The sequence below is a fragment of the Acidovorax sp. LjRoot74 genome, from assembly GCF_964254355.1.
Taxonomy (GTDB): domain Bacteria; phylum Pseudomonadota; class Gammaproteobacteria; order Burkholderiales; family Burkholderiaceae_C; genus Acidovorax.
Window position 1 is genome coordinate 1,555,486 of sequence record NZ_CAXUTI020000001.1, and the last position, 26,142, is coordinate 1,581,627.

General features: G+C 63.8%; 24 protein-coding genes. 18 read left to right on the forward strand and 6 right to left on the reverse strand.

From position 1 onward, the window contains the following. Positions 1-14 precede the first annotated feature (14 nt). The 3 genes from ACSQ3O_RS07130 to ACSQ3O_RS07140 all read right to left on the reverse strand — a co-directional run bounded on the left by ACSQ3O_RS07130 (position 15) and on the right by ACSQ3O_RS07140 (position 5,145). On the reverse strand, positions 15-923 hold the full coding sequence (locus ACSQ3O_RS07130) for a 2OG-Fe(II) oxygenase (protein ID WP_298448872.1): 909 nt from the start codon (positions 921-923) through the stop codon (positions 15-17). 41 nt (positions 924-964) lie between these two features. Next, positions 965-1,750 carry a peroxide stress protein YaaA gene (gene yaaA / locus ACSQ3O_RS07135; protein WP_436138346.1) on the reverse strand — a complete coding sequence of 262 codons (786 nt, stop codon included), beginning with the start codon at positions 1,748-1,750 and terminating at the stop codon, positions 965-967. A 236-nt stretch (positions 1,751-1,986) separates the two neighbouring features. Continuing rightward, positions 1,987-5,145 carry an Rne/Rng family ribonuclease gene (locus ACSQ3O_RS07140; RefSeq protein WP_436138347.1) on the reverse strand — a complete coding sequence of 1,053 codons (3,159 nt, stop codon included), beginning with the start codon at positions 5,143-5,145 and terminating at the stop codon, positions 1,987-1,989. A gap of 598 nt (positions 5,146-5,743) precedes the next feature. Here ACSQ3O_RS07140 and ACSQ3O_RS07145 point away from each other — a divergent pair. The 4 genes from ACSQ3O_RS07145 to ACSQ3O_RS07160 all read left to right on the forward strand — a co-directional run bounded on the left by ACSQ3O_RS07145 (position 5,744) and on the right by ACSQ3O_RS07160 (position 8,996). Beyond that, entirely contained in the window at positions 5,744-6,745 is a 1,002-nt protein-coding gene (locus tag ACSQ3O_RS07145) for an RluA family pseudouridine synthase (RefSeq protein ID WP_436138348.1), read from the forward strand. A gap of 28 nt (positions 6,746-6,773) precedes the next feature. Next, a complete protein-coding gene (locus tag ACSQ3O_RS07150; protein WP_436138349.1) occupies positions 6,774-7,448 on the forward strand; it encodes an HAD family hydrolase in 675 nt (224 codons plus the stop codon). 28 nt (positions 7,449-7,476) lie between these two features. Continuing rightward, a complete protein-coding gene (locus tag ACSQ3O_RS07155; protein WP_436138350.1) occupies positions 7,477-7,854 on the forward strand; it encodes a Rieske (2Fe-2S) protein in 378 nt (125 codons plus the stop codon). A gap of 95 nt (positions 7,855-7,949) precedes the next feature. Continuing rightward, complete coding sequence (locus ACSQ3O_RS07160; RefSeq protein ID WP_436138351.1) at positions 7,950-8,996, forward strand: S49 family peptidase; 1,047 nt, start codon at positions 7,950-7,952, stop codon at positions 8,994-8,996. Positions 8,997-9,159: 163 nt separating this feature from the next. Here ACSQ3O_RS07160 and ACSQ3O_RS07165 read toward each other — a convergent pair whose 3' ends face one another. The 3 genes from ACSQ3O_RS07165 to ACSQ3O_RS07175 all read right to left on the reverse strand — a co-directional run bounded on the left by ACSQ3O_RS07165 (position 9,160) and on the right by ACSQ3O_RS07175 (position 11,722). Continuing rightward, the gene (locus ACSQ3O_RS07165) at positions 9,160-10,260 is read right to left on the reverse strand and encodes a hypothetical protein (RefSeq protein ID WP_436138352.1); all 1,101 of its coding nucleotides are present in this window, start codon (positions 10,258-10,260) and stop codon (positions 9,160-9,162) included. 89 nt (positions 10,261-10,349) lie between these two features. Further along, a complete protein-coding gene (locus ACSQ3O_RS07170; RefSeq protein WP_436138353.1) occupies positions 10,350-11,126 on the reverse strand; it encodes an SAM-dependent methyltransferase in 777 nt (258 codons plus the stop codon). After that, a complete protein-coding gene (locus ACSQ3O_RS07175; protein ID WP_436138354.1) occupies positions 11,123-11,722 on the reverse strand; it encodes a Maf family nucleotide pyrophosphatase in 600 nt (199 codons plus the stop codon). The genes ACSQ3O_RS07170 and ACSQ3O_RS07175 overlap by 4 nt, the downstream gene beginning before the upstream one ends. Positions 11,723-11,747: 25 nt before the next feature. Here ACSQ3O_RS07175 and ACSQ3O_RS07180 point away from each other — a divergent pair, with 25 nt between their 5' ends. The 14 genes from ACSQ3O_RS07180 to lepB all read left to right on the forward strand — a co-directional run bounded on the left by ACSQ3O_RS07180 (position 11,748) and on the right by lepB (position 26,116). Next, positions 11,748-12,296: a YceD family protein gene (locus tag ACSQ3O_RS07180; protein WP_137746172.1), complete on the forward strand. Its 549-nt coding sequence runs from the start codon at positions 11,748-11,750 to the stop codon at positions 12,294-12,296. Positions 12,297-12,406: 110 nt separating this feature from the next. Beyond that, complete coding sequence (rpmF, locus tag ACSQ3O_RS07185; protein ID WP_005794249.1) at positions 12,407-12,589, forward strand: 50S ribosomal protein L32; 183 nt, start codon at positions 12,407-12,409, stop codon at positions 12,587-12,589. 104 nt (positions 12,590-12,693) lie between these two features. Further along, a complete protein-coding gene (gene plsX, locus ACSQ3O_RS07190; RefSeq protein ID WP_137746173.1) occupies positions 12,694-13,746 on the forward strand; it encodes a phosphate acyltransferase PlsX in 1,053 nt (350 codons plus the stop codon). After that, entirely contained in the window at positions 13,746-14,723 is a 978-nt protein-coding gene (locus tag ACSQ3O_RS07195; protein WP_137746174.1) for a beta-ketoacyl-ACP synthase III, read from the forward strand. Before plsX ends, ACSQ3O_RS07195 begins: the two co-directional genes overlap by 1 nt. A gap of 60 nt (positions 14,724-14,783) precedes the next feature. Next, positions 14,784-15,734, forward strand: a complete 951-nt coding sequence (fabD, locus tag ACSQ3O_RS07200; protein ID WP_137746175.1) for an ACP S-malonyltransferase — start codon at positions 14,784-14,786, stop codon at positions 15,732-15,734. After that, positions 15,731-16,489, forward strand: coding sequence for a 3-oxoacyl-ACP reductase FabG (gene fabG, locus ACSQ3O_RS07205; protein ID WP_137746176.1), 759 nt, complete (start codon positions 15,731-15,733; stop codon positions 16,487-16,489). Before fabD ends, fabG begins: the two co-directional genes overlap by 4 nt. Before the next feature lie 103 nt (positions 16,490-16,592). Continuing rightward, entirely contained in the window at positions 16,593-16,832 is a 240-nt protein-coding gene (acpP, locus tag ACSQ3O_RS07210; protein ID WP_137746177.1) for an acyl carrier protein, read from the forward strand. A 47-nt stretch (positions 16,833-16,879) separates the two neighbouring features. Next, positions 16,880-18,124, forward strand: a complete 1,245-nt coding sequence (gene fabF / locus ACSQ3O_RS07215; protein ID WP_298448843.1) for a beta-ketoacyl-ACP synthase II — start codon at positions 16,880-16,882, stop codon at positions 18,122-18,124. A gap of 655 nt (positions 18,125-18,779) precedes the next feature. Continuing rightward, positions 18,780-19,406 carry an RNA polymerase sigma factor RpoE gene (rpoE, locus tag ACSQ3O_RS07220; RefSeq protein ID WP_436138355.1) on the forward strand — a complete coding sequence of 209 codons (627 nt, stop codon included), beginning with the start codon at positions 18,780-18,782 and terminating at the stop codon, positions 19,404-19,406. 9 nt (positions 19,407-19,415) lie between these two features. Further along, positions 19,416-20,081: a sigma-E factor negative regulatory protein gene (locus ACSQ3O_RS07225; protein WP_436138356.1), complete on the forward strand. Its 666-nt coding sequence runs from the start codon at positions 19,416-19,418 to the stop codon at positions 20,079-20,081. 42 nt (positions 20,082-20,123) lie between these two features. Then, on the forward strand, positions 20,124-21,203 hold the full coding sequence (locus ACSQ3O_RS07230; protein ID WP_436141087.1) for a MucB/RseB C-terminal domain-containing protein: 1,080 nt from the start codon (positions 20,124-20,126) through the stop codon (positions 21,201-21,203). Between the two features lie 151 nt (positions 21,204-21,354). Then, a complete protein-coding gene (locus tag ACSQ3O_RS07235; protein WP_436138357.1) occupies positions 21,355-22,824 on the forward strand; it encodes a DegQ family serine endoprotease in 1,470 nt (489 codons plus the stop codon). Between the two features lie 509 nt (positions 22,825-23,333). Beyond that, entirely contained in the window at positions 23,334-25,142 is a 1,809-nt protein-coding gene (gene lepA / locus ACSQ3O_RS07240) for a translation elongation factor 4 (protein WP_436138358.1), read from the forward strand. Beyond that, positions 25,142-26,116 (forward strand): signal peptidase I, encoded by a 975-nt coding sequence (gene lepB, locus ACSQ3O_RS07245; protein WP_436138359.1) that lies wholly within the window; start codon positions 25,142-25,144, stop codon positions 26,114-26,116. The genes lepA and lepB overlap by 1 nt, the downstream gene beginning before the upstream one ends. Positions 26,117-26,142: the final 26 nt, after the last annotated feature.

Consider the following 26,142-nt stretch of genomic DNA (forward strand, 5'->3'; position numbering starts at 1 on the left):
GGTAGGGCCTGTTTCTATTTGAATTCTCGCTCGCGCATCCACTTGGTGGCTATCCACTTCTCGCCTGCAATCACCGGGGCGCCGCCGTGCAGGGTGCGTGTGGAGGTGTGGGGGCGGTCGTAGCTGAAGAACACCGCATTGCCACGCTGCGGGCCGACCTCGACATGCACGTCGGGGAAGGTGGTGCCGCCGCCTTTTTCGGGGGTGTTGAGGTACATCACCAGCGTGCCCACACGCTGCCCGCCGCGCTTGACGATGGTGGCGGTGCCGGGCTCGGCGGGGTCGAAGTAGTCGTAGTGGGGCTTGTACTCGGCGCCGGGGCGGTAGTGCAGCACCTGCAGGCCTTCGCCGTTTTCGATGGGCCAGTTCAGGAGGCGCGCGATGCGGGCCTCGATGCGCTGGATCAGCGGGGTTTCGCCGCGCTGGAAGAACATGCCGTCGCTGGTGCGGTCGTCGTTGACCTCTTCGCCACCCGTCTTGGTGGCCACCGTGAGCGAACGTGCCAGGCGGGGCTCGGCGTCGGCAATCAGGGCATCACATTCCTCGGGCGAGAGCAGGTTGCCAAATACCACGATGCGCGGCTGGGCCATGGCCAGCAGCACGTTGACCATGCGGTCGCCGCAGTCCACCTGCGACGGCGATGCATCGAGCGGTGGCTCGGGCACGGGCACGGCCGAGGGCAGGCCCTGTTGCACCGCCAGCTCGTTCAGGTGGTCCTGCAGCGTGATCTCCAGCGCGTCGGCGGCTACGTCCTCGTCCCAGCCTGCGTCGCGCATGGACTGCAGCACCACGGGCGCTGCGTGGCCGGCCTGCGCCTGCTCGATGATCCAGCGGCGCAGCTCGGGCGTGATGGCCTGGCGCGCCGTGTGGGTGCGCTGGGCTGTGGCGGTGCTGTCGGAATGCGTGTCAGAGCGTGATGCCATGGCGGTCCTTCAACGGGGTACAGGCGGTTGGGCAGAGCAATTTACACGGCAGGCGCCGCCTTGCGCCGGAACACCAGGCGCTCGGGCTCGGATGATGCCGGTGCAAAGGCATAGCCGTCCAGATCAAAACCTTCGAGCTTGTGTGGCGTGGCAATGCGGTGGGTGATGGCATAGCGCGCCATCAGGCCGCGCGCGCGCTTGGCAAAGAAGCTGATGATCTTGTAGTTGCCGCCTTTCCAGTCCTCGAACACACATTCGATGACGCGGGCCTTGAGTGCCTTGTGGTCCACGGCCTTGAAGTATTCCTGCGAGGCGAGGTTGACCACCACCGGTGTGGTGTCGGCACGCAGCCGGGTGTTCAGGTGCTCGGCAATCTGGCTGCCCCAGAACTGGTACAGGTTGCTGCCCGCGCCGGTGGCCAGGCGCGTGCCCATCTCCAGGCGGTAGGGCTGCATGCGGTCCAGCGGCCGCAGCACACCATACAGGCCGCTCAGGATGGCCACGTGGCTTTGTGCCCAGCCCAGGTCGTCGGGGCTCAGGCTGCGGGCTTGCAGCCCTTCGTACACATCGCCGTTGAAAGCCAGCACGGCTTGGCGCGAATTGCTGGCCGTGAAACGCGGGCGCCAGGCCTGGTAGCGCGCCACGTTCAGGGCTGCGAGCGTGTCGCTCAGCGCCATCAGCGAGGCGATCTGCTGCGGGGACTGCGCACGCAGCACCTCGATGAGGGCCGTGGATTGCGGCACAAACTGCGGCGTGGTGTGTGGCAGGCCCTCGGGCAGGGGCGTGTCGTAGTCGAGCGATTTGGCGGGGGACAGCAGGAACAGCATGGGGGCGAAAAGCTCTCGGGTCTTTGGGGGGCGATCGGCCAGCAGCGGTGCTGGCGCTACAGGAAATGGTACTTGCTGAGCTCTGGCCGCTGGTTGCCCAAGGGTAATGGCGGGGGCGCAGGCAGCACTTGCAAACCGTTTGGATTGTTTTGCCGCGCACCAAAAAAAGAAGGCGGCCGGGGCCGCCTTCTGGGGGCACAGCCACCGCCCGGGGGCAGCAGCCATGTGTGCGCGCCTTACGCCGCTGGCGGCTGCTCAAAAGGCAGCGCCATGGCCGACAGGTCGCGGCGGGTTTCCACCAGCACCAGCGGGCCTTCGTCCAGCACCACCACGGGGGGGCGTTCGCGGGGCACGTGGATGGGCTTGGGTTCGGCGGCAATCGCGGCCTGCACGGCAGCGATCTTGTCCACATCGGAGTTCACCCATTGCAGACCCGACGAGGCAGCCACTTGCTGCAGCGCATCGACAGGCAGCGTGAACGCCTGCACGCGGGGCAGACCGCCCTTGGCTGGGGCGCTTGCAGGGGCGGCCGCCGGAGCGGGTGTCACTGCAGCGGGCGCGGCAGGGGCTGCAGCCACAGGCGCTGCAGCTGCCGCTACGGGCGCGGGCGCAGCAGCCACGGGGGCTGCCGCAGTGGCTACGGCTTCGGTGGCTTCGGGCGCTGCGGCCACTGGAGCCGCGGGCGTGGCGGCCGGGGCACTGAAGTAGCTGCGGCGTGGTGGCTCGTCCTGCTCGGAGGCTACGGGCGCCACAGGGGCTGCAGCGGGCTCTGCCTGGGTGGGGTCGAAGTCCAGCATGGCCGGTGCGGCGGCTGCGTCGGCACCGTTGCCATCGCGGGGGCCACGTTCACCGCGTTCACGGCGGTCACGGCCATAGCGGTCACGCGAACGGCGCTCGCGGCGCTGTTCTTCTCCACCGGCACCCTGGCCATTGCCAGGGGCGTCATTGCCGCTCAGGTCCAGGTCGGGCAACGAGGCCATGGGCGCGGTGTCCACAAAGTCGCCAGGCACGGCGGGGGCTGTGGCCGCTGCGGCTTCCTGGGCTTCTACGGCGCGGGGTGCGCGTTCGCCACGGGGAGCGCGGTCACCACGGTCACCGCGTTCGCGGCGGGGGCCCCGTTCGCCACGGGGTTGCTGGGCTGGAGCGCCTTCGGTGCCGGTGCCCTGGTTGCCTGGGCCCTCCACCTGCGCACTGGCGGCGGTGTTGTCACCATTCAGGCCGGCGGTGTGCTGGCGGGGCTCGGCATCGCGGCGGCCACGGCCACCGTCACGGCCATCGCGTCCGTTGCGGCCACCACCTTCGCGGCCTTCGCCTTCGGGGCGGCGGTCGGCGTCACGCGGTGGGCGGCTCTCTGCGTCGCGGGGGGCGCGGCCTTCGGCCGAACGTTCGCCACGGCGGCCACGGCCTTCGCCGCTGCCCGCTTCGCGGTTGCCGTCACGGGCACCTTCGCGCTGGCCATCACGGCTGCTGTCCCGGTTGCCATCGCGGCCACCGCTGCGGCGGCCACGGCCTTCGCCATTGCGGCCTTCGCGGCGGGGTTCACCACGGCCAGCAGGCTCGGCGGCCGGTGCAGCTGCGGGGGCTGCCACCGGGGCAGGGGCCGCTGCGGGGGTGCCACCAAAGCCGAACAGGCTCTTGAGCCAGGCAAAGAAGCCTTGTTCTTGGGGAGCTGCCGGTGCAGGCGCGGCCACGGGGGCTGGTGCGGGTGTCGGTGCTGCGGCGCCACGTTGTGGCTGGCCTGCACGTGGTGGGCGGGCTGCGCCTTCGGGGCGGGGCTCGGCCACGGGGGCGGGAGCATCAGGCAACACGCCCTTGATCACCGGGGTTTGCTTGTTGGTGGGCTCCTGCGAGCGACGCGTGACAGACGTCGGGTCTTCCACTTCTTCGGCAAGCTTGTAGCTGGCCTCGATGTGGTCCAGGCGCGGGTCGTCGTGCTTGAGGCGTTCCAGGCGGTAGTTGGGGGTTTCCAGCGTCTTGTTGGGCACCATCAGCACGGCCACGCGCTGCTTGAGTTCGATCTTGGCGATCTCGGTGCGCTTTTCGTTCAGCAGGAACGAGGCCACTTCCACCGGCACCTGGCAGTGCACGGCAGCCGTGTTGTCCTTCATCGATTCTTCTTGAATGATGCGCAGGATCTGCAGCGCCGACGATTCGGTGTCACGGATGTGGCCCGAGCCGCCGCAGCGGGGGCAGGGGATGGAGGAGCCTTCGGACAGCGCCGGCTTGAGGCGCTGGCGGCTCATTTCCATGAGGCCGAACTTGCTGATGGTGCCGAACTGCACGCGGGCGCGGTCCTGGCGCAGCGCGTCGCGCAGGCGGTTTTCCACTTCGCGGCGGTTCTTGCTCTCCTCCATGTCGATGAAGTCGATCACGATCAGGCCGCCCAGGTCGCGCAGGCGCATCTGGCGGGCCACTTCATCGGCGGCTTCCAGGTTGGTGCGGGTGGCGGTTTCCTCGATGTCGCCGCCCTTGATGGCGCGGGCCGAGTTCACGTCCACCGAGACCAGCGCTTCAGTGTGGTCGATCACGATGGCGCCGCCCGAGGGCAGGCTCACGGTGCGGGCGTAGGCCGACTCGATCTGGTGCTCGATCTGGAAGCGGCTGAACAGGGCGGCGTCGTCGCGGTAGCGCTTCACACGGGCGGCATGCTCGGGCATGACGTGCGCCATGAACTGCTGCGCCTGTTCGTAGATGTCGTCGGTATCGATGAGGATGTCACCGATGTCGTTGTTGAAGTAGTCGCGGATCGCGCGGATCACCAAGCTCGATTCTTGGTAGATCAGGAACGCGCCCCGGCCACCCTTGGCGGCGCCGTCGATGGCGTTCCAGAGCTTGAGCAGGTAGTTCAGATCCCACTGCAGCTCAGGCGCGGTGCGGCCAATGCCTGCGGTGCGCGCAATGATGGACATGCCATTGGGGTACTCCAGCTGGTCCATCGCCTCCTTGAGCTCGGCGCGGTCCTCGCCCTCGATGCGGCGCGACACGCCACCGCCACGGGGGTTGTTGGGCATCAGCACCACATAGCGGCCTGCCAGGCTGATGAAGGTGGTCAGGGCTGCGCCCTTGTTGCCACGTTCTTCCTTTTCGACCTGGACCAGCAGCTCCTGGCCTTCCTTGATGACTTCGTTGATGCGCGCCTGGCTGGGCGACACGCCGGGGGCAAAGTACTGGCGCGAAATTTCCTTGAAGGGCAGGAAACCGTGGCGGTCTTCGCCGTAATCGACAAAACAGGCTTCCAGCGAGGGCTCGACGCGGGTGACGACGGCCTTGTAGATGTTGCCCTTGCGCTGCTCGCGCCCTTCGATTTCGATTTCGTAGTCGAGGAGTTTTTGTCCATCGACGATGGCCAGGCGCCGTTCTTCGGGCTGCGTGGCGTTGATGAGCATCCGCTTCATGATGCGATTCCTTCAGTGTGTTGCGGACAGCAGCGGTGCAACCATCCCTCTCAGCGGGGAAAGCTGCGCAGGCTGCCGCCCACAGTTCCAAACCATTAACAACAAGCTCTACAGGAGCTGTGAATGCCTGGACTGACGCATCGAAACGAAGGGAATTGCCGGGAATGCCAATGATCTGCCGCGCTCTAGCGCAGCATCGTGAGGCAGGGGCGCGTGGATGGGGGCGAGTGGTAGGAGCGCAGTTTTGCTAGCAAAAAAGTAGCTGATTGCGCTTGCTGGCTGGGCGTTAAAGGCGATTTTGAGCATGCAGCCAGAGGCCGCAGCCTCCGCCACAGGGTCATCATCCATGCCATCAACAGCCACATGCTCGCTTCGATCCGCTGGCAGGCTGCGCCCGGGTAGGGAACATCTGCCAGCTTGGGGGATTCCGTATCAGTGTTTCAATCTGTCAGCCCGCCGCGTGGCATGCGGGCCACCACAGGCATCTGGCCTGCAATCTGCGCGCACGACACCCGCTGGCATCGACCTGCCTGCGTGAAGCAAAGGGCTGAGTGGACTAAACTCCAGACAAATCAACCACTTACATGACAACGCGCAGGTGAAACACATTATAGGGGCCAAACCGCCCATCGCCCCTGCGGGGCTACCCGCAGCCCGCCTGGTGGAGGTGGACGAAGACTCCGCAGGCCAGCGGCTCGACAACTTTTTGATACGCCACCTGAAAGGTGTGCCAAAAACGCATGTCTACCGCATCATCCGCAGCGGCGAGGTACGCATCAACAAAGGCCGCGTGAGTGCTGACACGCGCGTGGAAGCAGGGGACGTGGTGCGCCTGCCGCCCGTGCGCATTTCCGACAAGGTGGCCGAAAAGGCCGAGCGCCCGGCGCCCGCGCGCGAATTTCCCATCCTGCTCGAAGACGAGCACCTGATCGCCATCGACAAACCTGCGGGCGTGGCGGTGCACGGCGGCAGCGGCGTGAGTTTTGGCGTGATCGAGCAACTGCGCCAGGCGCGCCCGGCCTCCAAATTCCTGGAGCTGGTGCACCGACTGGACCGCGAAACCTCGGGCATCCTGCTGGTGGCCAAGAAGCGGTCAGCGCTCACTCACTTGCAAGACCAGTTCCGCGAGCGCGAGACGGGCAAGACCTATCTGGCGCTGGTCACCGGCACCTGGCCTGCCAACAAGAAGGTCATCGACCTGCCGCTGCACAAATATTTGCAAGCGGATGGAGAACGCCGCGTGCGTGTGACCACGGCCGACGACCCGGACGGCATGCGCTCCATCACCCTGGTCAAGGTGCGCAGCACGGCAGCTGCCCGGCCGGAGCAGGGCCTGCCTGCGATGTCGCTGCTGGAGGTGACCATCAAGACCGGTCGCACCCACCAGATCCGCGTGCATCTTGCCAGCCAGGGCCACGCCATTGTGGGCGACGACAAATATGGCGATTTCGACCTCAACAAACGCCTGCAGAAGCAGGGGATGAAGCGCATGTTCCTGCATGCATGGCGGTTACAGTTCAACCACCCCGCCTCGGGCGAACGTGTGCAACTGAACGCCGAGCTGCCCCCCGAGCTGGCCGATTTTGTGCCCCGCGCCTGACGATCCTGCGCGAAAAAACTCTGCTTCCATGTCCGCCAAAAACTTCCGTCCGCGCCGCTTTGACCTGATTGCCTTTGACTGGGATGGCACCTTGTTCGACTCCACTGCCATCATCGTGCGCTGCATTCAGGCGGCGGTGCGCGATGTGGGCGGCACCGTGCCCACCGACAAAGAGGCCGCCTATGTGATCGGCATGGGCCTGATGCAGGCGCTGGCCCATGCAGCGCCCGATGTGCCGCCCGAGAAGTACACCGAGCTGGGCAACCGCTACCGCTTTCACTACATCCAGCAGCAGGACGACCTGAGCCTGTTCGACGGCGTGTTGCCCCTGCTGAACGACCTGCGCGAGCGCGGCCACCTGCTGGCCGTGGCCACGGGCAAAAGCCGGCGCGGGCTGGACGAGGCACTGCACTCGGTGGACTTGCGCGGTGTGTTCGACGGCTCGCGCACCGCCGATCAGACCGCTGGCAAGCCTCACCCGTTGATGCTGCAGGAGCTGATGGCCGAATTCGACGTGGCACCCGAGCGCCTCTTGATGATCGGGGACACCACCCACGATCTGCAGATGGCGGTCAACGCGGGCTGTGCCAGCGTGGGGGTGAGCTATGGCGCCCACGAGCCCGATGTCTTCCACGCGCTGAATCCGCTGGCGGTGGTGCATTCGGTGCGCGAACTGCACGACTGGCTGCTACAGCACGGCTGAGGCTGGTTGGCGCGACGTGACCCCTTCCATGCCCACGCCCCCTGAGCAGGCCATTCCCCTGTGCAACAGCACCGACCTGGTCGATGGTGGCCGGGCCGTGGCGTTTGATGTGCACTATGCAGGGCAGACCTGCCGGGCCTTCGCCATCCGTTACCGGGGCCTGCCCCACGCCTATCTGAATCGCTGCACCCATGTGGCGATGGAGATGGACTACCAGGAAGGCCAGTTTTTTGACGACACCGGCCAGTGGCTGCTCTGCGCCACCCATGGGGCGGCCTACCTGCCCCACACGGGCCAGTGTGCCGGAGGCCCCTGCCGGGGCGGGTTGGTGAAAATAGTTTTGTCAGAAAGCGAGGGTGTGGTGCACTGGCATACTGCCTACAACCTGCAGCCCGTGGAGTTCTAGACAATCCAGACGAAAACCTCCACCGGCAGCCACTTGCCACCCGCCGCCTGTGTGGGGGCTCAGGCAGCAGCGGTGCAGCGCCCAGGACACAAGACATGACCGACCCCCAATCGCCCGGATCCTCGGGTTTTGATCCAAAAACCAATCCTGCGCCCGACCTGTGGGTGCAAGCAGCTACAAATTCAGGAGCATCTGTGAGCGACCCATCGCGTGAACCCGGCTGGGAGCGCGCCACGCTGGAAAAGCTGGCCTTCTCTGCCCTCAACGAACAGCGCAGCGCCCGCCGCTGGAAGATTTTTTTCCGCCTGGTATGGCTGGCGCTGATTGCCGCCGTGGCCTTCACCGCCCTGCGCCAGGCCTCGCCCAGCGCCAGCAAGAGTACCCCCCACACGGCGGTGGTGGACATCAAGGGCGAAATCGCCAGCGGCGCCGAGGCCAGTGCCGAATTTGTCGTCGCCGCCATGCGCAGCGCGCTCGAAGACGAAGGCTCGCAGGCGCTGGTGCTGCTGATCAACTCGCCGGGCGGCAGCCCGGTGCAGGCTGGCATCATCAATGACGAGATCATTCGCCTCAAGGCCAAGCACAAGAAGCCCATCTATGCTGTGGTGGAAGAAACCTGTGCCTCGGCCGCCTACTACATTGCCGCTGCTGCCGACGACATCTACGTGGACAAGGCCAGCATCGTGGGCAGCATCGGTGTGCTGATGGATGGTTTTGGCTTCACCGGCACCATGGAAAAACTGGGTGTGGAGCGCCGCCTGCTCACCGCAGGCGAAAACAAGGGCTTTCTCGACCCCTTCAGCCCGCAGACCGAAAAGCAGCGTGCCTATGCGCAGACCATGCTCGACCAGATCCACCAGCAGTTCATCGCCGTGGTGAAGGCCGGCCGGGGCGACCGCCTCAAGACCACGCCCGACACGTTCAGCGGCCTGTTCTGGACCGGCCAGCAGGCCGTGGAGATGGGCCTGGCTGACAAGCTGGGCAACCTGGACTACGTGGCGCGTGAGGTGGTCAAGGCCGAAGACATCATTGACTACACCCGCCGCGACAACGTGGCCGAACGCCTGGTCAAGCGCTTTGGCGCTGCGATGGGGGTGGGCGCGGTCAAGTCACTGTCGTTGGCGGGGCCCCAGCTTCGCTGACTGTGATCCACCCGGCCTGACGGCCGGTGACCACCAAAAAATGCCCCGGATGGAGACTCCATCCGGGGCATTTTGCGTTGGGGTTGCTGGCTGTGCCGCGCCTGCGGTGACTCTCAGAAGGAGAGGGGGCATTGCCTTGGGGGCGCATCAAGGGGTGACGCCCTCAGCTGTCCACCCCGCCGGCCTTGCGCTGGCGCGAGCCGTCTTCCAGGATGGTGTCGTCCGCCACCAGCTTGCCACTTTCGTCCCACTGCTTGCGTGCCGTGAGCCGGGTGCGCCCGCGTGCATCGGGGTCGGAGTACTGCTCTTCCAGCGCCAGGCGGCCGTTGTCGTGAAAGGCCTGCTGCGTGCCCGCGGGCCACTGGTCGGCATTGAGCTGGTCTCGCCGCGCCAGCTTGCCATCGTCACGGTACATCTCGCGCAGCAGGCGGGCGTCCTTGCCGGTGCCGCTCCAGGCGCTGCGCTCGCGCACCGCGCCGTTCAGGTACCAGCGCTCCACCTGCACCTCGCGGCCTTCGGCAAAGCTGCGCTGCTCGATGAGCTGGCCCGAGGCGCCATAGCGCTTGGCGCTCAGCAAGTGGCCGCGGGTGTCCCGCAAGGTGCGTTCGTCGGGCGCGAAGACGCGTTCCTCGCGCAGCACGCTCTTGCCGCCTTCGGTGGTGAAGCCCTTGTGCACCCTTCGGCCATCCACCACCAGTTGCTGGGCAGAGACGATGCCGTCGGCAGTCCATTCGGTGGCGTTCAGCAGCCGGCCCTGGTCGTAGCGCAGCTGGGCCGAGCGCGCACCGCTTTCGGCATAAAGCAGGGTGTCGGTGGCACCATCAAAACCGCAGAGTTTGCGGTCTTCAGGCAGCACGCTGGTGCGCGGGCACAGCAGGCGCGCTGGCTGGCCTTTGCTGGTGTACTCCACGTAAAAAAGCTCCTGGCCCTCACCGTGGAAGGACACGCGCTCCACACGGCCGCTGGCGTCGAAGCGGCGCACCGCGCCCTGGGTGCGGCCGTTGTCGGCGGTTTCCTCGCGCCGCACCTGGCCGTTGGGCCAGAACTCCGCCACCCGGCCGTGGCTGTTGCCACGGTCGTTCACCGTGCGTTCGCGCTGCGGGCGGCCGTCGCGGTCGAACATGCGCTCCAGGCCCATGAACTTGCCGTTTTGCAACTGCTGTTCACGCTGCACATGGCCGGTGTTCTCGTCACGGCAGCGCACCAGGCCTGACTGGCCCGCTGTTTCAGCGCCATTGGAAATATTGATCGCCTTGCCATTCAATTCGCAACGAATAATGGCCTCTGCGCGCGTTCCATAAGCACCAATAGCTATTAAGAATATAGCAATTGGGTGGAAATGCTTTGCCATGCTCAGCGGCCCAGTGCAAACACGACCGGGGTGCGGTTGTCGGGCGGTGCGGGTTGTTGGCGCCATTGCCGCACCAGCTGGCTGTGGATGCGTGCGTCGGGCAGCGTCAGCCCGCTGGCCAGTGCCAGCCGGGTGTGGGGCTGCAGTGTCTGTACCAGGGCCTGCCACAAGGCGGGGTTGCGGTACGGGGTTTCGATGAAAAGCTGGGTCTGCCCCGTCTTGAGGGCCAGGCCCTCCAGCTCCTTGATGCGCTGGGTGCGCTCCTGGCTGTCCTGGGGCAGGTAGCCCACAAAGGCGAAGTTCTGTCCGTTCAGCCCGCTGGCCGCCAGGGCCAGCAGCAGCGACACCGGGCCGACCAGGGGAACCACCGGGATGCCAAGGTCATGCGCAGCGCGCACCACGGACGAGCCGGGGTCGGCCACAGCGGGCATGCCCGCCTCGCTGACCAGGCCGATGTCGTGCCCGTTCAGTGCTGCGGCCAACAGCGGGCGCGCGTCGAACGGGGCCGAGCCTTTGTCGCCGTGGTCGCCTTTTTTGTGGACTTCGCGTGGCAACTCGGTGATCTGCTGTTGCTGCAGGGAGGCTGCCAGGGGATGAAGGGCGTCAATGCGCTTGAGGTATGCGCGTGTGCTCTTGGCGTTTTCGCAGACCCAGTGGGTCAGGCGTGCGGCCGTCTGCAGGGTGGCCGAGGGCAGAGCGTCCTGCAGCGGGGCCTGGGTGTCGCAGCCAAAGTCGAGGGGGGCAGGAACCAGGTACAGCGTGCCGGTTTTCGCGCTCATGGCAGCACCAGTCCTGCAGCGCGCAGCATGCGGCAGGTGCGGATCAGCGGCAGGCCGATGAGCGCTGTGGGGTCGTCGCTGTGGATGGCGTCGAGCAGGGCGATGCCCAGGCCTTCGCTTTTGGCGCTGCCTGCGCAGTCGTAGGGCTGCTCGGCGCGCAGGTAGCGCTCGATTTCTTCGTCGGACAGGTCGCGGAACTTCACCTCCACCGGGGCGAGATCTGCTTGCTCAAAGCCGGTGGCGGCGCACACCACGGCCAGCGCGGTCTGGAACACCACTGTCTGGCCGCGCATCTGGCGCAACTGCTGCACGGCGCGCTCATGCTGGCCCGGCTTGCCCAGTGGCTCACCGGCCAGGTCGGCCACCTGGTCGGAGCCAATCACCACGGCCTCGGGGTGTTGTTGCGCCACGGCGCGTGCCTTGGCCAGCGCCAGGCGCAGGGCCAGCGCACGCGGCGCTTCGCCGGGCAGGGGGGTTTCGTCCACATCCGGGGCCACCACGGCAAAAGGCAGGTTCAGCCGCTCTAGCAATTCACGCCGGTAGCGCGAGGTGGAGCCCAATACCAGAGGACGCTGCAGGGAGGGGGATTGATGCATGCGCCGATTCTCTTACACTGCCGCCATGACCAAGGAATTCTCCCCGCAGCGCCTGGACGTGAAAGCCTTTGCACAGGCGGGCGGACGGCTGGCGGGCCACGACTCGCTGCTGAAGTACGAACGGCTGGCCCAGGAGGCCAAGGGCCTGCACCCGGACCTGCTGGTGGACTGGGAGGCGGTGGGCGAAGTGCGTACCGCGCTGGGGGGCATGGGGCAGGTGTGGCTGCACATCAAGGTGCGCGCAAGTTTCCCCATGGAGTGCCAGCGCTGCATGACCCCCGTGGACGTGCCGCTGGAGGTGGACCGCGAGTTCCGTTTTGTGGCCGATGAGGCCACGGCCGAGGCCCTGGACGACGAGAGCGAGGAAGACCTGCTCGCCCTGAGCCGCGAATTTGACCTGCACGAACTCATCGAGGACGAGCTGCTGATGGCCTTGCCCGTGGTGCCCAAACACGACGAGTGCCCCACGGCCGTGCCGCTGGCGTCTTCCGACGAGGATTTCGAAGAAGCCAACGCCGAAAAGCCCAACCCCTTTGCCGCGCTTGCCGGGCTGCGCAAGGACCCCAAGGGGTGATTGGCTGACCCAAAAATCATTTGGGTTATAATCGTGGGCTTCACGCGAATCCCATCGTGTCTTTTGGGCTGATCGCGTTTTTACCAACCTACTCAAGATCAGGAGCCATCATGGCCGTTCAGCAAAACAAAAAGTCCCCTTCCAAGCGCGGCATGCACCGCTCGCACAATGCCCTGAACGTGCCAGGCATTGCTGTGGAACCCACCACCGGTGAAACGCACCTGCGTCACCACATCAGCCCCAACGGTTTCTACCGTGGCCGTCAGGTGCTGAAAAACAAGTCTGAAGCCTGATTTCAGCCTCCACCAAGGCCCGCAACTACTTTGCGTAGTGCGGGCCTTTGTTTTGACCGTCGTATTTTTCTTCCGGCCCCATCCGTTGGTCGGACAAGTCGCCCATGATCACACTGGCTGTTGACTGCATGGGGGGCGACCATGGCCCCCGCGTCACGCTCGCGGCGTGCCGCCAGTTTCTCGAACACCACCCCGACGCCCGCCTGCTGCTTGTGGGGCTGCCCGACAGCCTGCAAGCATTTGCGCACGACCGCGCCGTCATCGTCCCGGCCTCCGAGGTGGTGGCCATGGACGATCCGGTGGAGGTGGCGTTGCGCAAGAAGAAGGACTCTTCGATGCGTGTGGCCATCCAGCAGGTCAAGGATGGCGCGGCGGCGGCGGCTGTCTCTGCGGGCAACACCGGCGCTTTGATGGCCATTGCCCGTTATCTGCTTAAAACACTGGATGGCATTGACCGCCCCGCCATTGCCACCCAGTTGCCCAATGCCACGGGCGGCGCCACCACGGTGCTGGACCTGGGGGCCAATGTGGACTGCTCAGCCGAGCATCTGCTGCAGTTCGCGGTGATGGGCTCGGCCCTGGTGTCGGTCCTTCAGGAGGGGGGTGAGCCCACGGTGGGTTTGCTGAACATCGGCGAAGAGGTCATCAAAGGCAGCGAAGTCATCAAAAAAGCGGGTGAACTGCTGCGATCTGCCGCCAAGTCTGGCGATTTGAACTTTTTTGGCAATGTTGAGGGCAACGACATTTTCAAAGGCACCGTGGACATCGTGGTGTGTGACGGTTTTGTGGGCAATGTGGCACTCAAGGCCAGCGAAGGTGTGGCCTCGATGATCATCGGTGCGCTCAAGACCGAGTTCTCGCGCCACATCTTTACGAAAATGGCTGCGATCATCGCTTATCCGATTCTAAAAGCGCTCATGAAGCGCATGGACTACCGTCGGTACAACGGCGCAGCCCTGCTGGGCCTGCGCGGACTGGTGTTCAAGAGCCATGGATCGGCCGACGCCATGGCCTTCGAGCAGGCTTTGAACCGGGCGTATGATGCAGCCCGCAACAACCTGCTCGACCGTGTCCGGACCCGGATTGCGCATGCGGCGCCGCTTTTGGTGCCTGCAGATGCCCAGCCCCAGCCTGGCGTTGCGGCGACCGCACAATAATGAGACGTTATTCCCGCATTACCGGCACCGGCAGCTGCCTGCCCCCCCGCCGGTTGACCAACGCCGATCTGGTGGCCGAACTGGGCCAACGCGGCATCGAAACCTCGGACGAATGGATTGTGGAGCGCACTGGTATCCGGGCGCGCCACTTTGCGGCCCCCGATGTGGCCAGCAGTGATCTGGGTGTGGAGGCGGCTCGCCATGCCCTGCAGGCGGCCGGTTTGCAGCCGACGGACATCGACCTGATCATCGTGGCCACGTCCACGCCCGACATGGTGTTCCCCTCCACCGCCTGTATCTTGCAGAACAAGCTGGGGGCCAATGGCTGCCCTGCGTTCGACGTGCAGGCGGTCTGCAGCGGCTTTGTGTACGCGCTGTCAGTGGCGGACGCCATGATCCAGACGGGGGCGGCCAGCCGTGCGTTGGTGATCGGTGCCGAGGTTTTCAGCCGCATCCTGGACTTCAATGACCGCACCACCTGCGTGCTGTTTGGTGATGGCGCTGGTGCGGTGGTGCTGGAGGCGTCGGAGACGCCCGGCATTCTGTCGAGCGACCTGCACGCTGACGGCAAGCATGTGGGCATCCTGTGTGTGCCAGGCAATGTGTCGGGTGGCCAGGTGCTGGGGGATCCCCTCCTCAAGATGGATGGGCAGGCGGTTTTCAAGTTGGCAGTGGGGGTGCTGGAAAAGGCCGCCCACGCCGCGCTGGCTAAGGCCGGGCTGACCGAGGCCGATATCGACTGGCTGATTCCGCACCAGGCCAACATCCGCATCATGCAGGGCACGGCCCGCAAGCTGAAGCTGTCCATGGACAAGGTGGTGGTCACGGTGGATCAGCATGGCAACACGTCTGCGGCGTCCATTCCGCTGGCGCTCGACCACGCGGTGCGTTCCGGCCAGGTCAAAAAGGATGAGACCCTGCTGCTGGAGGGGGTGGGTGGTGGCTTCACTTGGGGTGCCGTGCTCCTGAAGTTGTAGCTATAAATCCAATATGGGCAGGCGGTAGCGCCCAATTTCTCTCAAACTTCTGGATTTTTCATGACGTCTTTTGCATTTGTCTTTCCCGGACAAGGCTCACAGTCCGTGGGCATGCTCGATGGTTGGGGCGACCACCCCGTGGTGGCGCAGACCCTGCAGGAAGCATCGGATGCCTTGGGTGAAGATGTGGGCGCCCTGATCAAAGAGGGCCCCAAGGAGGCGCTGGCGCTGACCACCAACACCCAGCCTGTGATGCTGGTGGCGGGTGTGGCGGCTTGGCGTGTCTGGCGTGCCGAGGGGGGCGCGGCCCCGGTGGCGTTGGCTGGGCATTCGCTCGGTGAGTATTCGGCCCTGGTGGCTGCGGGTGTCCTGACGCTGGCGCAGGCGGCTCCGCTGGTGCGACTGCGCGCTGCGGCCATGCAAGAGGCCGTGCCGGTGGGCACCGGCGCCATGGCAGCCATCCTGGGCATGGAGGCCTCCAAGGTCATCGCCGGGTGTGCCGAGGCGCTGGCATCGTTCGGGCCCGGCACCGCCGAGGTGGTCGAGGCTGTTAATTTCAACGACCCGATCCAGACCGTGATTGCTGGCACCAAGGCGGGCGTGGACAAAGCATGTGAAGTGCTCAAGGCTGCGGGTGCCAAGCGCGCGCTGCTGTTGCCGGTGTCGGCGCCTTTCCACTCCAGCCTGATGAAGCCTGCAGCCGAAAAGCTGCGCGTGGCCCTGGCCGACGTTGCTTTGGCTGCGCCGCAGATTCCGGTGGTCAACAACGTGGACGTGGCGGTGCAGCAGGGCGCCGAAGCCATTCGCGATGCGCTCTACCGCCAGGCCTTTGGTCCGGTGCGCTGGGTGGAGTGCGTGCAAGCGCTCAAAGGCCGTGGCGTGACCCACATCATTGAAAGTGGCCCTGGCAAGGTATTGGCAGGCCTCACCAAACGCATCGACCCCGAACTGGTCGGCGCTGCATTGTTTGACTCGGCCACGCTGGCCGAAACCCGGGAGTTGTTGGCATGACGGAATCGACCCAGACAGCAGTACAGGCAGCGCAGGTGGCGCTGGTGACCGGCGCATCGCGCGGCATTGGCGCGGCGATTGCCTTGGAGCTGGCTGTGCGTGGCTACCAGGTCGTGGGTACGGCCACCACGGACGAGGGCGCTGGGCGGATCAGCCAGGCGTTGTCGGCCTACCCAGGTTGCCGTGGTGCGAACCTCAATGTGAACGACGCTGCGGCTGTCGAGGCGCTGATGGATGCCATTGTGAAGCAGCAGGGCGGCCTGCATGTGCTTGTGAACAACGCTGGCATCACGCGCGACACCCTGGCCATGCGCATGAAGGACGACGACTGGGATGCGGTGCTCGACACCAACCTCAAGGCCGTGTTCCGCATGAGCCGTGCGGCCATCCGCCCGATGATGAAGCAGCGTTTTGGCCGCATCATCAGCATCACCAGTGTGGTGGGTGCATCGGGCAATCCGGGTCAGGCCAACTATGCGGCGGCCAAGGCTGGCGTGGCCGGCATGACGCGCGCACTGGCCCGTGAACTGGGCAGCCGCAACATCACCGTGAACTGCGTGGCGCCGGGTTTCATCGAGACCGACATGACCTCCGTGCTGCCCGAAGACCAGCAAAAAGCACTCAATGCACAGATCCCGCTGGGCCACATGGGCAAGACAGCGGACATCGCACACGCCGTGGCATACCTCGCCTCGCGCGAGGCTGGCTATGTGACGGGGCAGGAGTTGCACGTCAATGGCGGCATGTACATGTAATTGAGACAAGTTAACGCCGGTTCATCCGGACGGCGGGTCGTTTAGGGGCTTCTCCTTAAGCGGCTAGAATCGCGGATTCATTCACAACCCCCAGAGGGAAACCATGAGCGATATCGAAGCACGCGTCAAAAAAATCATTGCCGAACAACTCGGTGTGGAAGAGTCCCAAGTCACCAATGAAAAGTCCTTCGTGGCAGACCTCGGTGCCGACTCGCTCGACACGGTGGAACTGGTGATGGCTCTGGAAGACGAATTCGGCATCGAGATCCCGGACGAAGACGCCGAGAAGATCACCACGGTGCAAAACGCCATCGACTACGCCAATACCCACCAGAAGGCCTGAGCGGCGCCCTGCGCCTGACTCAAGCGATCAGCAGAAGGTTTTTACGCATGAGCCGTCGTCGCGTTGTCGTGACCGGCCTGGGTTGCGTCAGCCCCGTGGGTAACACGGTGGCCGATTCCTGGGCCAACCTCCTTGCCGGCAAGTCCGGCATTGATCTCATCACCAAGTTCGACGCGTCGAACTTTGCCTGCAAGATTGCAGGAGAGGTCAAAGGTCTTGACCTGGAGTCGTACATCAGCGCCAAGGATGCGCGCGCGATGGACACCTTCATCCACTTCGGCATTGCCGCTGCTGCACAGGCTGTGCAGGATGCTGGCTTGCCCACGGGCGAAGCGCTCAGTGACGAGTTCGCCACGCGCATTGCCTGCGTGATCGGCTCTGGCATTGGTGGCCTCCCGCTGATCGAAGACACCCATGCGGAACTGGCCAGCCGTGGGCCGCGGCGTATCACGCCGTTTTTTGTGCCTGCGTCCATCATCAATATGGTGGCCGGCCATGTGTCCATGCGCTTTGGCTTCAAGGGGCCGAATCTGGCTGTGGTGACTGCCTGTACAACGGGCTTGCACTGCATCGGAGAAGCGGGCCGCATGATCGAATACGGCGACGCGGATGTGGTGGTGGCCGGCGGCACGGAGTCCACGGTCTCGCCGCTGGGCATTGGTGGCTTTGCGGCCATGCGTGCCTTGTCCACCCGCAATGACGATCCCCAAACTGCCTCCCGCCCCTGGGACAAGGACCGCGACGGTTTTGTGCTGGGCGAAGGCGCTGGCGTGATGGTGCTCGAAGAGTATGAACACGCCAAGGCCCGTGGCGCCAAGATTTACGCCGAGCTCAGTGGCTTTGGCATGAGCGCGGATGCGGGCCACATGACGGCCCCCAATATGGACGGCCCCCGCCGCGCCATGCTCAGCGCCTTGCGCAATGCGGGTATCAATGCCGACCAGGTGGATTACCTGAATGCGCACGGCACGTCTACTCCGCTGGGCGATATCAACGAGACCAACGCCATCAAGGCGGCCTTGGGTGCACATGCCTACAAGACCGTCGTCAGTTCCACCAAATCCATGACGGGCCATCTGCTCGGTGGTGCCGGGGGGATTGAAAGCGTTTTCACTGTGCTGGCCTTGCACGAACAGAAGGTGCCTCCCACCATCAATCTGTTCAACCAGGACCCCGAGTGCGATCTGGACTACTGCGCCAACACGGCGCGTGACATGAAGATCGACGTGGCCGTCAAGAACAACTTCGGTTTTGGCGGCACCAACGGGACGCTGGTTTTCAAGCGTATCTGATCCCTTTGGCTGCTTGCTCCATCGCGGCGTGTATGCCCGTGGACTGCCATTGCGAAACACCTCAGGTGCCCATCCCCTGCTTGGCAGGGCGATGGGTGTTTGCCGGGTGTTTTTTTGTTGGCTCGCTGGCGGTGCTGTACCCATGACCCGTCTCACGCGGCGCGCGCCTGCGGTGTTTTACCCCTTGCGGCGCAGCAGGACTTTGGGTGTCGTGTTGGCTGGTTTGGTGCTTGCGGGGGCGGCGGTGCTAGGTGCTTGGCTTGCAAGCGGGGCGAGGCCGTCCTGGGGCGCTGTGATTGCGGCTGGCGCTCTTTGGTTGACGGCTGCCGTTGGTGCAATGCATTTCTGGCGCCGCCAGTGGGTGGGTGCCCTGCGTTGGGACGGGCAGGGCTGGACGATGGAGGGCGACGGGCCTGGCGAAATATTCTGGGCACTTTCTGCACCACCTGAAGTCCTTCTTGACCTGCAGGCCCACCTTTGGGTGTGTGTCTCTCCTGCGGGGCATCGCCGTACCTGGCTTTGGCTGGAGCGTGCAAGCCAGCCCGGGCGCTGGCTGGACATGCGCCGTGCGGTATATTCGCGCGCCGTACCGGGCGCTGACAACCCTGATGCAACCGCCCCGGCCACGGCCGCTGGGCGTGAATCCTGAGTATCCATGACTGTAAATTCGCCTTCTCCCTCCGAAGACAGCGATCTCCACCTGGTGGAGCGCACGGTAGCGGGCGATCAGCGCGCCTATGAACTGCTGGTCGTCAAGTACCAGCGCCGCATCGAGCGTTTGATCGGGCGCATGGTGCGCGACTCGGATATCGTCCAGGACATTGCGCAAGAGACTTTTATCCGGGCCTACCGGGCGCTCCACCAGTTCCGTGGCGATGCGCAGTTCTACACCTGGCTGTACCGCATTGCCGTCAATACTGCCAAAAAGGCGTTGATGGACATGAAGCGCAACCCGGTCATTTCCGAGAATGCCTTTCGGGGCAGTGACGACGAGGATGAAACTTCCCGGCTCGGACACGAACTAACCAGCGACGAAACCCCCGAGACCGTGCTGGCCGCCCAAGAGATTGCGCAGGTGGTGAATGCGGCCATGGAGGCATTGCCCGATGACTTGCGCCAGGCAGTAACGCTGCGCGAGATTGAGGGCCTGAGTTACGAAGAGATCGCAGCGGCCATGGGATGCCCCATCGGCACGGTGCGGTCCCGGATATTCCGGGCGCGCGAGGCCATCTCGGCCAAAGTGCGTCCCCTGCTTGAGAACCAGTCGGGCAAACGGTGGTGAGGTGATGGAATGAACAAGGTTAAAACAGGTACCAATGAATGGGCGAGCGGCCCTGCGGCCCAAGGGGTGGATCCCAGGGAGCGGCTCTCTGCCCTGGCCGATGGCCAGCTCCACGGTGATGAACTGGAGGCTGCATTCGCCTACGCGTCTGGGGATGAAGAAGGGGCCAAGACTTGGCAGCTGTATCACATGGTGGGTGATGTGCTGCGCTCCGCAGATCTTGCACAGCCTGCGAATCCGGCCTTCATGGCCCGCTTGCGTGAGCAGTTGGCCCAGGAGGCGCCTCCTGTACGCCCCCATGTCCCGACCCCGGTGGAGGTGGTTGCCGCCGGTTTGCCCGAGGCGGCCAATGCGTCCGTGTTCCGCTGGAAGATGGTGGCGGGCTTTGCTTCATTGGCCGCTGTGGCGGCTATAGGCTGGACGTCCTTGGCCAGCTTGCAGGGGGCGGGACCTGCCGGAGCGGGCGCCCAGTTGGCGGCGGTGCCCGAGCGCAGCACCCCTGTCCAGGGGGCGCCTGTGGTGGCCGTGGCGGATGCTGATGGGCAACAAGTGATGCTCCGAGATCCCCGGCTGGATGAGCTGCTGGCTGCCCACAAGCAGTTTGGTAGCACATCCGCACTGCAGATGCCTGCCGGCTTTCTGCGCAATGCAACGTTTGAAACTCCAGGTCGGTGAGTCTGGAATAGGTATGCCTGCTACAGGCGTTGAGATCGCGTGATGAACACATCGGGAGTGCTGGGCGCTGTCAGAATCCTTCGCAATCGGTGGCTGATGCCCTGGTGGGTCGCTGTTGCATGTGGTCTGGGGGCTTCTGCGGTGATGGCTGCGGCCCCGGGGGGCAGCCATGCTGCCGCTCCTTCTGGAGATGTGGCTGCTGCACCCGCTGAGCGTGATATGGCGCAGTGGGTGGAGCGCATGCACAGTGCGCCCTGCCGGAAATCCTATGCCGGGGTGTTCGTGGTGATGTCTGCGAACGGGGCGATGTCCAGTTCTCGCATTTGGCACGCGTGCGACGGGGCGCAGCAGATGGAGCGGGTGGAGTCGCTGAGTGGTACGCCGCGCACTGTGTTCCGGCGCAACGATGAGGTGCGCACTTTCTTGCCGCAGGCGCGTGTTGTGCGCACGGACCGTCGCGACGCTGCCGGGCTTTTCCCGCGAGTGCCCGTAGTCAGCGGTACGTCCATGGCCCAGTTCTATACATCCCAGCTGCTTGGGCAGGAGCGGGTGGCAGGGTTTGTGGCCGATGTGGTGTGGTTCAAGCCTATGGACGCCTTGCGGTTCGGTTACCGCCTCTGGGTAGAGCGCGATACCGGGTTGGTGGTGAAATTGCAAACCTTGGCTCTGGATGGCCGGGTGCTGGAGCAGGCGGCTTTTTCGGAGCTGGATTTGAACGCATCGGTGCGGGTGGAGCAACTCTCCCGATTGATGGATTCCACATCGGGCTACAAGGTGGTCGCCTCGACTGTGGTGAAGACGACGGCCCAGGCCGAAGGTTGGGCGTTGCGGCAGCCGGTGGCTGGCTTCGTGCCCGTCAGCTGCCATCGGCGTGCGGTCTCTGCGGCAGACGATGCCCAGAGTGTGCTGCAGTGCCTCTACTCCGACGGCCTGGCTTCCGTGTCTTTGTTCCTGGAGTCCTTCGATCCCCAGCGCCACCCGGCGCAATCCCAGGTGTCAGGTATGGGCGCGACGCAGTTGCTGGCCCAGCGGGTATCGCCCGATACCTGGCTCACGGCGGTTGGCGAGGTTCCGCAGCAGACGCTACGCCTCTTTGCCGGGCAGCTCGAACGCTTGCGCTGAACGGCTTCGTGTTCTGTGTTGGGCGCCACCGCTGTCCAGCTGCTGACGCACTGCGAAAGTGGGGCCCTCTCCGGGAACCAATTCGCGGCACACTCTTCACAGTCACAGCAAGTTGATGGACAGCATTTGCACAATTCACGAAAGGTCGAAGATGACGAAGTTCGATGGAAATAAGCTGCGCTCTGTGGCATTGGCGTGCATGTTTGCCGGGGTCGCCAGCGCTGTGGCGTTGCCCCAGGCCGTGGGTGCCCAGCCAGCGGCGGTGGTCCGGGGTTTGCCAGATTTCACCGAATTGGTGGACCAAGTGGGTCCATCGGTGGTCAATATCCGAACGGTCGAAAAAGCATCGTCCCGCGCTGGTGCCAATGGTATGGATGAGGAGATGCTGGAGTTTTTCCGGCGGTTTGGTGTGCCTATTCCCAACCAGCCGCGCCAGCAGCGCCCGCAGAGGCCGCAGCAGGAAGAGGAGCAGCAGCCACGGGGAGTGGGATCCGGGTTCATCCTGACGGCGGACGGTTTTGTCATGACCAACGCCCACGTGGTGGAGGGGGCTGATGAGGTCATCGTGACGCTTCCGGACAAGCGCGAGTTCAAGGCCAAGATCGTGGGGGCAGACAAGCGCACGGATGTGGCAGTGGTCAAGATCGAGGCGACGGGCCTGCCTGCAGTCAAGGTGGGGGACGTGAGCCGCCTGCGTGTGGGTGAGTGGGTCATGGCGATTGGCTCTCCCTTCGGGCTGGAGAACACGGTCACGGCTGGCATCGTGAGCGCCAAGCAGCGCGACACGGGCGACTACCTGCCGTTCATTCAGACCGATGTGGCCATCAACCCCGGCAATTCAGGCGGTCCGCTGATCAACATGCGTGGCGAGGTGGTGGGCATCAACAGCCAGATCTATTCCCGTTCGGGTGGCTTCATGGGCATCTCGTTTGCCATTCCCATGGATGAAGCCATGCGGGTGAGTGAGCAGTTGCGCGCCTCGGGGCGCGTGACGCGCGGGCGCATCGGCGTGCAGATTGGCGCAGTCACCAAGGATGTGGCCGAGTCGATTGGCCTGGGCAAGGCGCAAGGCGCCCTGGTCACTGGCGTGGAGGGTGGGTCGCCCGCCGACAAAGCCGGAGTGGAGGCGGGTGACATCATCACGCGGTTCGACGGGAAGCCTATCGAGAAAGTGGCCGATCTGCCGCGTCTTGTGGGCAACACCAAGCCTGGAAGCAAGAGCACGGTGACGGTGTTCCGTCGCGGGGCGTCGCGTGATCTCGGCATCACCATCGCCGAGATCGAACCCGACAAACCTGCTGCAAAGCTCGCTGAGCGCGAAGAAAAACCCAAGGCATCTGCGGCCGCACAACAGGTGGGGCTGTCGGTGACGGAACTGACGGACGCGCAAAAGAAAGAGTTCAAGCTCAAGGGTGGCGTGGTGGTGGTGACTGCCACCGACGCTGCCGCCCGTGCAGGCCTGCGTGAGGGGGACATCATTCTGTCGGTGGCCAATACGGAAATCTCGGGCGTGAAGGAGTTCGAGTCCGTGCTGGCTAAAGCCGACAAAAGCAAGTCCATCAATGTGCTGTACCGGCGTGGTGAGTGGGCCCAATACGCCCTGATCCGGTCTGGCCGCTGAAGAGGCGGCGACAGGGAAGGGGAGTTGCGGGTGACCGATTCCCCTTGTCTTTGATCAGGCCTTTGGGGGCTCATTTCTTTTTTTGTGTTTTTTGCGGTTGCCTTCCGAGGATGTCTAGATGTTAGCTTTTGCTAACTTTTTGAAGCTCCTTCAACCGAATTCGATAGAATAGAGGCTTCCGTTAAACGCTTATTTGCATATTGACTGGCGTCGGGTTCACGATGCGGGATGTTTCTGTGCAATGCACAGCTGATCCACAGCTCACCCACAAGTTGTCCAGCGTTGTTGTTGCGCCAACTGTGAATAAACTGTGTATAAAATCCCTGTTGCAGACCGGCAACTTCCCTTGGGTACAGTCAGGCGGGCTTTTCCAAGCGGCCTTTTTGCCTACAATGAAGATCCAACTATCGCAGTTGCCAATGATTGTTGGTTCAGGGCGCGTCGCCACTCGACGCGCCCTTTTTTCTTGTGGGCGCCGTTTTAATTCAATCACTTGACGCTTTCCGTTGATGAATCACATCAGAAATTTTTCCATCATTGCGCACATCGACCATGGCAAGTCGACGCTGGCTGACCGCTTGATCCAGCGGTGTGGCGGGCTTGCGGAGCGCGAGATGGAGGCCCAGGTCCTGGACTCGATGGACATCGAAAAAGAGCGTGGGATAACCATCAAGGCGCAGACCGCTGCGCTGCAGTACAAGGCGCGCGATGGCCAGACCTACAACCTCAATCTGATCGATACGCCGGGCCATGTGGACTTCTCCTACGAGGTCTCTCGTTCACTGTCTGCATGTGAGGGCGCACTGCTCGTCGTCGATGCCTCGCAGGGAGTGGAAGCCCAGACGGTGGCGAACTGCTACACGGCGCTGGACCTGGGTGTGGAGGTGGTGCCAGTCCTCAACAAGATGGATCTGCCCAACGCCGACCCAGACAACGCCAAGGCCGAAGTGGAAGATGTGATCGGCATCGACGCGACCGATGCCATCCCCTGCTCGGCAAAAACGGGCATGGGCATCGACGAGATTCTTGAAGCCATTGTGGCCAAGGTGCCCGCGCCGCGTGGCGCTGCGGACGGCCCGCTGCGCGCGATGATCATTGATAGTTGGTTTGACAGCTACGTGGGCGTGGTGATGCTGGTGCGCGTGGTCGATGGCCGTTTGCTGAAAGGCGAACGCATCAAGATGATGGCCAGTGGCGCGGTGTACAACGCGGACAACCTGGGTGTGTTCACGCCTGCCAACGAGCCGCGCAATTCGCTCGACGCAGGGCAGGTGGGCTACATCATCGCCGGCATCAAGGAGCTGCAGGCAGCCAAGGTGGGCGACACGATCACCCTCGAAAAGAAGTTGCCCAACAATGCGGGCCCTGCCGCCGAGGCGCTGCCCGGCTTCAAGGAAATCCAGCCCCAGGTGTTTGCCGGTCTGTACCCGACCGAGGCGAGCGAATACGACTCGCTGCGCGATGCACTCGAAAAGCTCAAGCTCAATGACGCCTCTTTGCATTACGAGCCGGAAGTCAGCCAGGCGCTGGGTTTCGGTTTCCGCTGCGGCTTCCTGGGCTTGTTGCACATGGAAATCGTGCAAGAGCGTCTGGAGCGCGAGTTTGACCAGGACCTCATCACGACGGCGCCCAGCGTGGTCTACCAGGTGGTCAAGGCCGATGGCGAAGTGATCATGGTCGAGAACCCTTCCAAGATGCCCGACCAGGGGCGGCTGGAGGAGATCCGCGAGCCCATCGTCACGGTGCATCTGTACATGCCCCAGGACTACGTGGGCCCGGTGATGACTCTGGCCAACCAGAAGCGTGGTGTGCAGATGAACATGGCGTACCACGGTCGCCAGGTGATGCTTACCTACGAAATGCCACTCGGCGAAATCGTGCTCGACTTCTTCGACAAGCTCAAGTCGGTGTCGCGCGGCTATGCCTCCATGGACTACGAGTTCAAGGAATACCGTGCGTCCGACGTGGTGAAGGTGGACATCCTTCTGAACGGCGAAAAGGTCGATGCACTCTCCATCATCGTGCACCGCTCGCAATCTCAGTACCGGGGTCGCGCCGTAGTTGCCAAGATGCGCGAGATCATCAGCCGCCAGATGTATGACGTGGCCATCCAGGCTGCGATCGGCGCCAACATCATTGCGCGCGAGACCATCAAGGCCTTGCGCAAGAACGTGCTGGCCAAGTGCTACGGCGGGGACATCTCCCGCAAGCGCAAGCTGCTCGAAAAGCAGAAGGCAGGCAAGAAGCGGATGAAGCAGATCGGTTCGGTCGAGGTGCCCCAGGAGGCGTTCCTGGCCATTTTGCAGGTAGAAGATTGATGCAGTTCATGCAAATTCTCACGTCCCTGGTGCTGGCCGGGTTCGCTGGTTATGTCGGTGCCTGGTATTTTGGTGCCATTGAGGGCAACTTCGCGTTGCTGCTGTTCCTGGCCACGGTGATTACCGGCGCTTACTGGGTGGCAGAGCGGTTCTACTTCTTGCCGCGCCGCCGCCTTGCTGCGCAGGCGATCGAAGATGCGGCGGTGGCGCGCCGCGCCGAGCTGGACCGCATGGGCATTCAGAAGATCGATGTTGATGTGCAGGAGGCCAAGGGCCAGATCCTGATGCAGCCCTGGTGGTTGGACTGGACTGCCGGGCTCTTCCCTGTGATCGTTGCGGTGTTTTTCTTGCGCTCGTTCCTTTTCGAGCCGTTCAAGATTCCGTCTGGCTCCATGATCCCGACCCTGCTGGTGGGGGACCTGATCCTGGTGAACAAATTCACCTACGGTCTGCGCCTTCCGGTGATCAACACGAAGATCACGGAAGGCAACAAGCCGGTGCGTGGCGATGTGTTGGTGTTCCGGTATCCGCCTCAGCCCAGCATGGACTACATCAAGCGTGTGGTGGGCGTGCCCGGAGACGAAGTGGCCTACATCAACAAGCGCCTCACCATCAATGGCAAGGCCATCGACACCAAAGCGGTGCCAGATTTTTTTGAAGAAGACGCGATGCGTTACTTCAAGCAGTTTGAGGAAACGCTGGGTGAGAAGCCGCACCGTTTGCTGAACAACCCCGACGTGCCCGCTTTTGTGCAGGGTGCCAGCAATTTTGCTTATCGCGAAAACTGCCGCTACAGTGTTGAAGGCGTTGCCTGCAAAGTCCCTGAGGGCCACTATTTCATGATGGGCGACAACCGCGATAACTCGCTGGACTCCCGCTACTGGGGGTTTGTTCCCGAGGGAAATATTGTGGGCAAGGCCTTTTTTGTCTGGATGAATTTCGGTAATCTCAAGCGCATCGGTTCGTTCCACTGACGCGCGCAGTTGCCGCACACCACATA

Coding starts and splice junctions, on each gene's coding strand:
- ACSQ3O_RS07130 (WP_298448872.1), bottom strand. CDS start 923: ATGGCATCACGCTCTGACACGCATTCCGACAGCACCGCCACAGCCCAG.
- yaaA (WP_436138346.1), bottom strand. CDS start 1,750: ATGCTGTTCCTGCTGTCCCCCGCCAAATCGCTCGACTACGACACGCCC.
- ACSQ3O_RS07140 (WP_436138347.1), bottom strand. CDS start 5,145: ATGAAGCGGATGCTCATCAACGCCACGCAGCCCGAAGAACGGCGCCTG.
- ACSQ3O_RS07150 (WP_436138349.1), top strand. CDS start 6,774: ATGTCCGCCAAAAACTTCCGTCCGCGCCGCTTTGACCTGATTGCCTTT.
- ACSQ3O_RS07155 (WP_436138350.1), top strand. CDS start 7,477: ATGCCCACGCCCCCTGAGCAGGCCATTCCCCTGTGCAACAGCACCGAC.
- ACSQ3O_RS07160 (WP_436138351.1), top strand. CDS start 7,950: ATGACCGACCCCCAATCGCCCGGATCCTCGGGTTTTGATCCAAAAACC.
- ACSQ3O_RS07170 (WP_436138353.1), bottom strand. CDS start 11,126: ATGAGCGCGAAAACCGGCACGCTGTACCTGGTTCCTGCCCCCCTCGAC.
- ACSQ3O_RS07175 (WP_436138354.1), bottom strand. CDS start 11,722: ATGCATCAATCCCCCTCCCTGCAGCGTCCTCTGGTATTGGGCTCCACC.
- ACSQ3O_RS07180 (WP_137746172.1), top strand. CDS start 11,748: ATGACCAAGGAATTCTCCCCGCAGCGCCTGGACGTGAAAGCCTTTGCA.
- rpmF (WP_005794249.1), top strand. CDS start 12,407: ATGGCCGTTCAGCAAAACAAAAAGTCCCCTTCCAAGCGCGGCATGCAC.
- plsX (WP_137746173.1), top strand. CDS start 12,694: ATGATCACACTGGCTGTTGACTGCATGGGGGGCGACCATGGCCCCCGC.
- ACSQ3O_RS07195 (WP_137746174.1), top strand. CDS start 13,746: ATGAGACGTTATTCCCGCATTACCGGCACCGGCAGCTGCCTGCCCCCC.
- fabD (WP_137746175.1), top strand. CDS start 14,784: ATGACGTCTTTTGCATTTGTCTTTCCCGGACAAGGCTCACAGTCCGTG.
- fabG (WP_137746176.1), top strand. CDS start 15,731: ATGACGGAATCGACCCAGACAGCAGTACAGGCAGCGCAGGTGGCGCTG.
- acpP (WP_137746177.1), top strand. CDS start 16,593: ATGAGCGATATCGAAGCACGCGTCAAAAAAATCATTGCCGAACAACTC.
- fabF (WP_298448843.1), top strand. CDS start 16,880: ATGAGCCGTCGTCGCGTTGTCGTGACCGGCCTGGGTTGCGTCAGCCCC.
- rpoE (WP_436138355.1), top strand. CDS start 18,780: ATGACTGTAAATTCGCCTTCTCCCTCCGAAGACAGCGATCTCCACCTG.
- ACSQ3O_RS07225 (WP_436138356.1), top strand. CDS start 19,416: ATGAACAAGGTTAAAACAGGTACCAATGAATGGGCGAGCGGCCCTGCG.
- ACSQ3O_RS07230 (WP_436141087.1), top strand. CDS start 20,124: ATGAACACATCGGGAGTGCTGGGCGCTGTCAGAATCCTTCGCAATCGG.
- ACSQ3O_RS07235 (WP_436138357.1), top strand. CDS start 21,355: ATGACGAAGTTCGATGGAAATAAGCTGCGCTCTGTGGCATTGGCGTGC.
- lepA (WP_436138358.1), top strand. CDS start 23,334: ATGAATCACATCAGAAATTTTTCCATCATTGCGCACATCGACCATGGC.
- lepB (WP_436138359.1), top strand. CDS start 25,142: ATGCAGTTCATGCAAATTCTCACGTCCCTGGTGCTGGCCGGGTTCGCT.